Annotated in this window: 10 protein-coding genes; 6 read left to right on the top strand and 4 right to left on the bottom strand. The window is 62.2% G+C overall.

What is annotated here, in order from left to right:
* Positions 1 to 4: 4 nt before the first annotated feature.
* From AC07W0_RS21455 to AC07W0_RS21475, 5 genes are read left to right on the top strand one after another with little or no spacing between them, the layout of a single operon-like run.
* Positions 5 to 769, top strand: coding sequence for an SURF1 family protein (locus AC07W0_RS21455; protein ID WP_102618187.1), 765 nt, complete (start codon positions 5 to 7; stop codon positions 767 to 769).
* Positions 735 to 1,328: a PA_0111/PP_0108 family redox-active disulfide protein gene (locus tag AC07W0_RS21460; RefSeq protein WP_026140286.1), complete on the top strand. Its 594-nt coding sequence runs from the start codon at positions 735 to 737 to the stop codon at positions 1,326 to 1,328. The genes AC07W0_RS21455 and AC07W0_RS21460 overlap by 35 nt, the downstream gene beginning before the upstream one ends.
* 10 nt (positions 1,329 to 1,338) lie before the next feature.
* The gene (locus AC07W0_RS21465; RefSeq protein WP_102618186.1) at positions 1,339 to 2,418 is read left to right on the top strand and encodes a COX15/CtaA family protein; all 1,080 of its coding nucleotides are present in this window, start codon (positions 1,339 to 1,341) and stop codon (positions 2,416 to 2,418) included.
* Positions 2,406 to 3,305: a heme o synthase gene (gene cyoE, locus AC07W0_RS21470; protein ID WP_046381540.1), complete on the top strand. Its 900-nt coding sequence runs from the start codon at positions 2,406 to 2,408 to the stop codon at positions 3,303 to 3,305. The genes AC07W0_RS21465 and cyoE overlap by 13 nt, the downstream gene beginning before the upstream one ends.
* The gene (locus tag AC07W0_RS21475) at positions 3,302 to 3,937 is read left to right on the top strand and encodes an SCO family protein (RefSeq protein WP_017849014.1); all 636 of its coding nucleotides are present in this window, start codon (positions 3,302 to 3,304) and stop codon (positions 3,935 to 3,937) included. Before cyoE ends, AC07W0_RS21475 begins: the two co-directional genes overlap by 4 nt.
* A gap of 144 nt (positions 3,938 to 4,081) precedes the next feature.
* Here the strand turns inward: AC07W0_RS21475 and AC07W0_RS21480 are convergent, their stop codons facing one another.
* Genes AC07W0_RS21480 through AC07W0_RS21490 form a run of 3 tightly spaced genes read right to left on the bottom strand, consistent with a single transcriptional unit; the run spans position 4,082 to position 6,585 of the window.
* A complete protein-coding gene (locus tag AC07W0_RS21480) occupies positions 4,082 to 4,852 on the bottom strand; it encodes a MetQ/NlpA family ABC transporter substrate-binding protein (protein WP_017849015.1) in 771 nt (256 codons plus the stop codon).
* 51 nt (positions 4,853 to 4,903) lie between these two features.
* A complete protein-coding gene (locus tag AC07W0_RS21485) occupies positions 4,904 to 5,578 on the bottom strand; it encodes a methionine ABC transporter permease (RefSeq protein WP_017849016.1) in 675 nt (224 codons plus the stop codon).
* Positions 5,578 to 6,585: a methionine ABC transporter ATP-binding protein gene (locus tag AC07W0_RS21490; protein ID WP_102618185.1), complete on the bottom strand. Its 1,008-nt coding sequence runs from the start codon at positions 6,583 to 6,585 to the stop codon at positions 5,578 to 5,580. The genes AC07W0_RS21485 and AC07W0_RS21490 overlap by 1 nt, the downstream gene beginning before the upstream one ends.
* A 244-nt stretch (positions 6,586 to 6,829) precedes the next feature.
* Here AC07W0_RS21490 and katE point away from each other — a divergent pair, with 244 nt between their 5' ends.
* Entirely contained in the window at positions 6,830 to 8,992 is a 2,163-nt protein-coding gene (gene katE, locus AC07W0_RS21495) for a catalase HPII (protein WP_256580847.1), read from the top strand.
* A 102-nt stretch (positions 8,993 to 9,094) separates the two neighbouring features.
* On the opposite strand, the gene AC07W0_RS21500 is transcribed toward katE, so the two are convergent.
* Positions 9,095 to 9,736, bottom strand: a 642-nt coding sequence (locus AC07W0_RS21500; protein WP_102618183.1) for a PA5502 family lipoprotein, incomplete at its 5' end; no start/stop codon positions are given.

Here is a 9,736-nt window from a genome sequence, read left to right on the forward strand (position 1 = left end):
GGCGATGAAATCCAGTATAGCCAGTGCCATCCAGCGCTTTCGCCCCGGTATCGCGCCGACGTTGGTGGTGCTCGTGTTGCTGCCGCTGATGGTGGGCCTGGGGTTCTGGCAACTGTCGCGCGGCCATGAAAAACAGCTGATGGTGGACAGCTACGCCGAGCGCCGCGCCGCTGAGCCGGTGGGCAGTGCGCAACTCGACAGCATGGCTGATCCGGCCTTCCGTCGCGTGCATCTGCGCGGCCAATTCGACGGCGAGCACAGTGTGTTGCTCGACAACCGCATGCGTAATGGCAAGGCCGGCGTCGAGCTGCTGCAACCGTTTCACGACCAGGCCAGCGGCCTGTGGCTGCTGCTCAATCGCGGCTGGTTGCCCTGGCCGGATCGGCGCGCGCCGCCCGTCTTCAGCACGCCGGAACAGCCGGTGAATCTTGACGCCTGGGTGTATGTCGCGCCCGGCGAAACCTTCCAGTTGCACGCCGACCCGGCGACCACGCACTGGCCGCGCCTGCTCACCGCGCTGCATCCGGCGACGTTGTGGGCCGAGCTGGGGCGCAGCGGTTTTGCCTACGAACTGCGCGCCGAAGCCGGCCCCGGCACCTACGACACCACCTGGCCCATCGTTGCCATGGGCCCGGAAAAACACCTGGCCTATGCGGTGCAATGGTTCGCCATGGCGTTGGCGCTGCTGAGCCTTTACCTCTACCTCGGATGGCACAACGCAAAGGAGAAGCACCATGGGAGCGGCCATGAATCCACTCAACATGTCTGATGCGCCAGCGACGCCCGACCGGCGCAAAGGCCGCTGGCAGCTGATCCTGATCCTGCTGATGGTGATCGGCCCGATGGCGCTCGCCACCTTTATGTACAAGCTGCAGTTCTGGGTGCCGGACAGTCGCAGTTACCACGGCGAACTGATCGGCAACGGCCAGACCCGCGCCGATATCGGTGTGCAGGCGGACGAACAGCGCTGGCAGTTGCTCGTCACGGCGCCCAGCGCCTGCGCCGCCGAGTGCCGGCAACTGGTGTACCTGGCGCGGCAGCTGCAGATCGGCCTCGGCCGCGATGCGTCCCGGGCCAGTCATGCCCTGGCCAGTGCGCAGCCGGTCGGCGCCGATTACGAGGCCAGGCTCAAGGCCGAATACCCGCAATTGCAACGCTACCCGCTGGACCTGACGACCTTCGGCAAAGCCGCCGCCGCACCGGGCGAGGCGCAACTGTGGATCGTCGATCCCCACGGCAACCTGGTGCTGCGCTACGACACGACGGTCAAGGGCAAGGACTTGCTCAACGACCTGCGCCACCTGCTGAAACTGTCGAACATCGGATAAGGGCATCGTCATGGCCAAACCTGGATTTCGCCTCGCGCTGTTTGCCACCTTGCTGGCGCTGATTGTCGTATTGCTCGGCGCCTATACGCGCCTGACCCACGCCGGCCTGGGTTGCCCGGATTGGCCGGGCTGCTACGGCTTTATCAGCGTGCCGCAAAGCGACGCCCAGTTGGCCCATGCCGAGTTGCATTTCCCGGACACGCCGGTGGAGGCCGACAAAGGCTGGAGCGAGATGGTCCATCGTTACTTTGCCGGCACCCTGGGCCTGCTGATCGTGCTGCTGGCGGCGCGCTCGTGGCAGCATCGGCGTGACCCCGGCCAGCCGGTGAAGTTGCCGCTGTTCCTGTTGGCGGTGGTGTTCGCCCAGGCGGCGTTCGGCATGTGGACGGTGACGCTCAAGCTCTGGCCACAAGTGGTGACCGGGCATCTGTTGGGCGGCTTTGCGACCTTGAGCCTGTTGTTTCTGCTGACCCTGCGCCTGTCCGGCGTGCTGCCCGCGCTGATCGTGCCCAAGCGCCTGCAATATTGGGCCACCGCCGGCCTGGTGCTGGTGATCGGCCAGATCGCACTGGGCGGCTGGGTGAGTTCCAACTACGCGGCGGTGGCCTGTATCGATTTGCCCACCTGCCATGGCCAGTGGTGGCCGGCGGCGGACTTTGCCAATGGCTTCCACCTGACCCAGCACATCGGCCCCAATTACCTCGGCGGCCAGCTCGACAGCGACGCGCGCACGGCCATTCACCTGACCCACCGCATCGGCGCGCTGCTGGTCACCCTGGTATTGCTGGGCCTGGCCTGGCAGCTGCGCGCGGTGGGCATGACCCGGCTCGCGGGCCTGCTGCTGATCGCCCTGGCGGCACAGATCGGCCTGGGCCTGAGCAACGTGTATTTCCACCTGCCGCTGCCGGTGGCGGTCGGTCACAACGCCGGTGGCGCAGCCTTGTTGCTGACCCTGGTACTGGTCAATTACCACGCCCGTACCAGCCTGGTCCGGGTGCGCCGCCAGATGCCGTTCGGCTGGCGCTTCAGCCCGCGTAAACACGTATCGGGCCTTATCACCCTCAAAGGAGAGATGCCATGGCGACCTTGATCGGCGCGCGTCACGGCCAGGCGATCTGGCGTGACTACCTGGAGCTGACCAAGCCGAAAGTGGTGGTGCTGATGCTCATCACCTCGCTGGTGGGCATGTTCCTCGCCACCCGCGCCGGGGTGCCGTGGGCGGTGCTGATCTTCGGCAATCTGGGGATCGCCCTGTGTGCCGGTGGCGCGGCGGTGGTCAACCACGTCGTCGATCGGCGCATCGATACGCTGATGGCGCGCACGCAAAAGCGCCCGATCGCCCAGGGGCGTGTGTCGCCCGGGGCGGCGCTGGCCTTTGCTTTGTTTCTGGCTGTTGCCGGGTTGGCGCTGCTGCTGGCGTTCACCAACCCGCTGGCGGCCTGGCTGACGCTGGCTTCGTTGCTCGGTTATGCGGTGATCTACACCGGCTTTCTCAAGCGCGCGACGCCGCAGAACATCGTCATCGGTGGCCTGGCCGGCGCGGCACCGCCGCTGTTGGGCTGGGTTGCGGTCACCGGGCATGTCAGCGCCGAGCCGCTGCTGCTGGTGCTGATCATCTTCGCCTGGACCCCGCCGCACTTCTGGGCCCTGGCCATTCACCGCAAGGAGGAATACGCCAAGGCCGATATTCCGATGCTGCCGGTCACCCATGGCGAGCACTACACCAAGGTGCATATCCTGCTCTACACCTGCGTCCTGCTGGCGGTGAGCCTGATGCCCTACGTCATCCATATGAGCGGCCTGCTGTACCTCGGATCTGCGCTGGTGTTGGGCGCACGCTTTCTGCAATGGGCCTGGGTGCTGTACCGTGGCGCTCAGCCGCACGCGGCGATCAACACGTTCAAGTACTCTATCTGGTACCTGTTCCTCCTGTTTATCGCCCTGCTCGTAGACCACTACTTATTGTTGAACCTATGACCCGAACTCAAAAAACTGTCTTCATTCTGGTGGCCATTGTCGCGTTGATCATGGGCCTGACCGTCAACAAGGTGCTCTCGGGCAAGGGCCAGGGCGACCCGACCGCCTTGATCGATGCCGGCATCATCCTGCTGCCGCAAAGCCGCCAATTGCCGCCGGTGACCATGACCAACCAGGACGGCCAGCCGGTACTGGTCAACGAGTTGAAGGGCAAGTGGAGCCTGCTGTTCTTCGGCTACACCTTCTGCCCGGACATCTGCCCCACCACCCTCGCCCAACTGCGCCAGATCAAGAGCGAGTTGCCCAAAGAAGCTGTGGATAAGTTGCAGGTGATCCTGGTCAGCGTCGACCCGAACCGCGACACGCCGACTCAGCTCAAGCAATACCTGGGCTATTTCGACCCGCAATTCGAAGGCCTGACCGGCGCGAATGTGGACGATGTGCAGAAGGTGTCGAACGCGGTGAGCATCCCGTTCATTCCGGCGGACACGACCAAGCCGAACTACACGGTCGACCACAGCGGCAACCTCGCGCTGATCGGTCCGGATGGCACCCAGCGTGGGTTCATTCGTGCGCCGCTGAACAACCAGAAGCTGGTGGCGCAGTTGCCAGGGCTGTTGCAGCGCAAATAACAGGCAACACAAAACACAGGTGGGAGGGGGCTTGCTCCCGATGGCGGTGGGTCAGTCAACGTATGCATCGACTGAACTGCCGCTATCGGGGGCAAGCCCCCTCCCACATTGTTTGATCTGCGGTGTGTTGGGGAGCGAGTCGGATCAGAACGCTGGCTTGATCGCGCCTTTGTACTTCTCTTCGATGAACTTCTTCACTTCAGGCGTGTGCAGGGCTGCGACCAGCTTCTTCACGGCGTCCGAGTCTTTGTTGTCTTCGCGGGTCACCAGGATGTTCACGTAAGGCGAGTCGCTGCCTTCGATGACCAGAGCGTCCTTGGACGGGTCCAGTTTGGCTTCCAGCGCGTAGTTGGTGTTGATCAGCGCCAGGTCGACCTGGGTCAGCACGCGCGGCAATGTGGCGGCTTCCAGTTCGCGGAACTTGAGTTTTTTCGGGTTGGCGGTGATGTCCTTGATGGTCGACAGGATGTTGGTCGGGTCCTTCAGGGTGATCAGGTTGTGCTTGGCCAACAGCAACAGCGCGCGGCCGCCGTTGGTGGCGTCGTTCGGGATCACGACGTTGGCGCCGTCAGGCAGGTCGGCCAGGGTCTTGTACTTGCTGGAGTAAGCGCCCAGGGGCTCGAGGTGGACCGCGCCGACGCTCACCAGGTGTGTGCCCTTGGCTTTGTTGAACTCATCCAGGTACGGCTGGTGCTGGAAGAAGTTGGCGTCCAGGCGCTTTTCGGCCACTTGTACGTTGGGCTGCACATAGTCGGTGAAGACTTTGACCTGCAAGTCCACGCCCTCTTTGGCGAGTGCCGGCTTCACGAATTCGAGGATTTCCGCGTGGGGCACCGGCGAGGCGGCAACCGTGATGGTCTCGGCGTGGGCCGAAAACGCGGCGACGGCGGCGAAAGCAACCAGTAGTTTTTTCATCCAGCAAGCTCCTTGTTCGGGCATTTATCGGCGTATAGCCGGCAATAGCCGTTATTTTCGAGAAAAATGCACCACCAGCTTGTCGCCGACGGTTTGCAGAATTTGCACCAGGATCAACAACAGCACCACCGTGACGACCATCACATCGGTCTGGAAGCGCTGGTAGCCGAAACGGATGGCCAGGTCGCCCAGGCCGCCGGCACCGACGACGCCGGCCATGGCGGTGTAGGACACCAGTGTAATCGCCGTCACCGTAATCGCCGCGAAAATGCCGGGGCGGGCCTCAGGCAATAAAGCATGGGTGATGATCTGGCGCGTGCTGGCCCCCATGGACTGGGTGGCTTCGATGATGCCGCGGTCCACTTCACGCAGCGCGGTTTCCACCAGGCGCGCAAAGAACGGCGTTGCGCCCACGACCAGCGGCGGAATCGCACCGGCCACACCCAGCGAAGTGCCGGTGATCAGCACGGTGAACGGGATCATCACGATCAACAGGATGATGAACGGCAGCGAGCGCAGGATGTTCACGCTCAGCGACAGCAACGCGTACAGGCCTTTTTGCTCGAACAGCTGGCGCGGGCTGCACAGAAACAGCAGCACGCCCAAGGGCAAGCCGAGCAGCACGGTGAAGAACAGCGAACCGAACAGCATGGTCATGGTGTCGCCGGTGGCGAGCCAGATTTCGGACCAGTCGATATTGGCGAAGAAACTCATCAGGACTTCCATTAGCGCAGCACCTCCATGTGGACGTCGGCGGCGGTAAAGCGGGCAATGGCCGCTTCCATGTCACCGCCGGTGATGGCGAGGGTCAGTTGCCCGTAGGGGATGTCTTTGATGCGGTCGATGCGCCCGGCGAGGATGCTGTAGTCCACACCCGTTTCGCGGGCGATGTTACCCAGCAGCGGTGCGTAGGTCGCTTCGCCCTGGAACGTCAGGCGCACGATGCGGCCCGGTACGTGGGCGAAGTCATCGCGCTGCTCGCTTTCGTCGACCTGATCGGCTTCCTGGACAAAGCGCTTGGTGGTCGGGTGCTTGGGGTGCAGGAACACGTCGGCCACCGAGCCTTGCTCGACGATCACGCCGGCATCCATCACGGCCACCTGGTCGCATACGCGGCGGATCACGTCCATTTCGTGGGTGATCAGTACGATGGTGAGCTTCAACTCGCGGTTGATCTCGGCCAGCAGTTGCAACACCGAGGCGGTGGTCTGCGGGTCAAGGGCGCTGGTGGCTTCGTCGCACAGCAGGATTTTCGGCTTGGTTGCCAGGGCGCGGGCAATGCCGACGCGCTGCTTCTGGCCGCCGGACAGTTGCGCCGGGTACTTCTTGGCGTGGTCCGACAGGCCGACGCGCGCCAGCAGTTCGGCGACGCGCTGGTCGATGGCCTTGCGCGACAATTCGCCGGCCAGTGTCAGCGGCAGCGCCACGTTGTCGGCGACGGTCTTGGAGGCCAGCAGGTTGAAGTGCTGGAAAATCATCCCGACCTGCTGGCGGAAACGGCGCAGGCCGTTGGCATCCAGGGCCGTGACTTCTTCGCCATCGACGTTGATCTGGCCGCCGCTGGGTTGCTCGAGGCGATTGATCAGGCGCAACAAGGTACTTTTTCCCGCACCGGAGTGGCCAATCAGACCAAACACCTGGCCGTTCTCGACGCGCAGGTTGGTGGGGTGAAGCGCGGGGATTTCCTTACCGGCGACGCGGTAGGTTTTATGGACGTTATGAAACTCGATCACGTAGCGAACCTTGTGGGGCGCATGGAAAAGGGATCAGCGGTTAGCCGGGCGCGCATTTTAGCCTGTCCGTATAGCGGTTCTTAGCATTTATTTCGCATTCAACCAGCGATTTGGCAATAACGCGATCAAAGGTCATAAAAAAGGAACGGTGCAAATTCGTGTCAGTCACTACTTCAGCAACTCGATTTCCCGGGTGCCGTGCCTGGGGTTTTGCTCAAACGAGCCGGGGACCGCTCTGGCCACTTTGAATAAGGAGTTTTGTCTGATGAGTACCAACAAGCCAGCCATCCCGCCGAAGAGTGAACTGGCGGGCACCGATACCCTGGACCGTGGCAACACCAACGCCAAGCTGCAGGCCCTGGAGGCATTCCGTAGCGACGCGACCGGCCAGGCGCTGCGTACCAACCAAGGCGTGAAGATTTCCGATAACCAGAACACCTTGAAAGTCGGTGCCCGCGGCCCCTCGCTGCTGGAAGACTTCATCATGCGTGAAAAAATCACGCATTTTGACCATGAACGTATCCCGGAGCGCATCGTGCATGCGCGCGGTACGGGCGCGCATGGCTATTTTCAGACCTATGAGAACCATTCGGCGCTGAGCAAGGCCGGTTTCCTGCGTAACCCCGAGCATAAAACCCCGGTATTCGTGCGTTTTTCCACCGTGCAGGGCCCACGTGGTTCGGGCGATACGGTGCGCGACGTGCGCGGTTTTGCCGTGAAGTTCTTCACCGAGGAAGGCAACTTCGACCTGGTGGGCAACAACATGCCGGTATTTTTCATTCAGGATGCGATCAAGTTTCCCGACTTTGTGCATGCGGTAAAGCCTGAGCCGCACAATGAAATGCCTACCGGAGGCTCGGCCCACGATACGTTCTGGGATTTTGTCTCGCTGCAGCCGGAATCGGCGCACATGGTGATCTGGGCCATGTCTGACCGGGCTATTCCGAAAAGCCTGCGTGCCATGCAGGGGTTCGGTATTCACACCTTTCGCTTGATCAATACCGAAGGTAAATCGAGCTTCGTGAAATTCCACTGGCATCCAACAGTCGGCACCTGTTCCCTGGTGTGGGACGAAGCGCAAAAGCTTGCCGGTAAAGATACCGATTACCACCGTCGCGACCTGTGGGAAGCGATTGAGGGCGGTGACTACCCTGAGTGGGAGTTGGGTGTACAGATCGTTGCGCAAGAAGATGAGCATAAGTTCGACTTCGACCTGCTCGATCCGACCAAGATTATCCCCGAAGAGTTGGTGCCGATTACGCCGCTGGGCAAGATGGTGCTTAACCGCAACCCCGACAACTTCTTTGCCGAAGTCGAGCAAGTCGCCTTTTGCCCTGGCCATATCGTGCCGGGTATCGACTTCACCAACGACCCGCTACTGCAAGGCCGCCTGTTTTCCTACACGGATACCCAGATCAGCCGACTCGGTGGGCCGAACTTTCATGAGCTGCCGATCAATCGGCCTGTAGTGCCTTTCCATAATGGTCAGCGGGATGCCCAGCATCGCACTGTGATCGATAAGGGCCGGGCTGCGTATGAGCCGAATTCGATCGATGGCGGTTGGCCGAAAGAAACGCCGCCCGCGGCTCAGGAGGGTGGTTTCGAAACCTATTACGAGCGCGTCGATGCCAACAAGGTGCGCGAGCGCAGTGAATCGTTTGGCGATCACTTCTCCCAGGCCACGCTGTTTTTTAACAGCATGAGCCACCATGAGAAAGAGCACATCATTGCGGCCTACAGTTTTGAGTTGGGCAAGGTGGAGCGCGAGGTTATCCGTGCCCGTCAGGTCAATGAGATTCTGGCCAACATCGACCTGGAACTGGCCAGGCGCGTTGCACAGAACCTGGGCCTGCCCGCACCGACCAAAGGCACGGTGCCGCCGCGCAAGGCGTCGGTGAAAGCGTCGCCGGCGTTGAGCCAGGTGAACCTGCTGTCGGGCGATATCAAAACGCGCAAAGTGGCGATTCTGGCGGCCGATGGTGTCGACGGCGCGGCAATTGCCGCATTGAAGAAAGCGCTGCAAGCCGAGGGCGCACACGCCAAGTTGCTCGGGCCGACCTCGGCGCCGGTCACCACGGCCGATGGCAAGCATCTGGCGGTGGATGCGTCGATGGAAGGCCTGCCCTCGATTGCGTTTGATGCGGTGTTCGTGCCTGGCGGTAAGGCGTCGATCAAGGCGTTGAGTGGGGACGGCGTGGCGTTGCACTACCTGCTGGAGGCCTACAAGCACCTGAAGGCGATTGCCGTGGCCAGTGACGCGAAGCCCTTGCTCGACCTGCTCAAGCTCGAGGCGGATGCGGGGTTGATCGTGGGGGCGGATGCCAAGGCGTTCAAGGCGTTCTTTAGAGCGATTGCCCAGCATCGGGTCTGGGAGCGTGAGCCGAAGGCCAAGGCGGTTCCGGCTTAAGCCATCTGCTGGTGGTTAGATCGCCATCGGGGGCAAGCCCCCTCCCACACTTTGAATGTATTCACCGTTCAAAATGTGGGAGGGGGCTTGCCCCCGATGGCTTTATTCCGCCTTGCGCGGAATCAGCACAACCTGCGCCGGAATAGTCTTCAGGATCTGCCGGTGAATCGTCAGGTCGTAGCCCGAATCAATGCGCTTGACCCGTTTGCTCAGCAAGGTCGCCAGCCACGGGTAATCCTGGGTGCGCGGTGCCTGGATGGTCACATCGCACTGGTAATTCACCACGTCGGTGGCGATGGCATCCAGCTGATGGCGCAGCTCTTCGATGTCTGTGAGGTTCAGCGCCACGGTGGTGCTCTGCGCGGCCGGGTCGATGACCTTGGCGGCGGGCTTGGTTTCGGCGGCCTTGAGGGCGGCCTCGGCTTTGTCCAGCTCGGCTTTGCGTGCATGGGTGATGGCGCTGTTGACGCCACCGGTCAACGCCGGAGCCTTGGGCATCAATGCGCGGGCGCGGCTGAGGGCGGTAGCGGCGGCGTTGACATCACCTTTTTGCAACACGATCTGACTGCGTTGCAGGTAGGCTTCGGCCAGTTGACGCTGGTAAGCCTCGAGCGCCGGATCGTTGGGCGACTGGGCTTGCAGCGCGGCCAGTTGGTCTTCGGCGGTGGCCAGCTCGCTGCTGGCCAGGTTTTGCTGCAGTTGCGCGATGGCGACAGCGCGTGCGTCCGGGGCCTCGGGGGGGCG

This window comes from Pseudomonas sp. GW704-F2 (genome assembly GCF_059423025.1).

What these genes read in the sequence shown, in the direction of transcription:
- AC07W0_RS21455 (WP_102618187.1), top strand. Translation starts at nt 5, where the DNA reads ATGAAATCCAGTATAGCCAGTGCCATCCAGCGCTTTCGCCCCGGTATC.
- AC07W0_RS21465 (WP_102618186.1), top strand. Translation starts at nt 1,339, where the DNA reads ATGGCCAAACCTGGATTTCGCCTCGCGCTGTTTGCCACCTTGCTGGCG.
- AC07W0_RS21485 (WP_017849016.1), bottom strand. Translation starts at nt 5,578, where the DNA reads ATGGAAGTCCTGATGAGTTTCTTCGCCAATATCGACTGGTCCGAAATC.
- cyoE (WP_046381540.1), top strand. Translation starts at nt 2,406, where the DNA reads ATGGCGACCTTGATCGGCGCGCGTCACGGCCAGGCGATCTGGCGTGAC.
- AC07W0_RS21460 (WP_026140286.1), top strand. Translation starts at nt 735, where the DNA reads ATGGGAGCGGCCATGAATCCACTCAACATGTCTGATGCGCCAGCGACG.
- AC07W0_RS21475 (WP_017849014.1), top strand. Translation starts at nt 3,302, where the DNA reads ATGACCCGAACTCAAAAAACTGTCTTCATTCTGGTGGCCATTGTCGCG.
- AC07W0_RS21480 (WP_017849015.1), bottom strand. Translation starts at nt 4,852, where the DNA reads ATGAAAAAACTACTGGTTGCTTTCGCCGCCGTCGCCGCGTTTTCGGCC.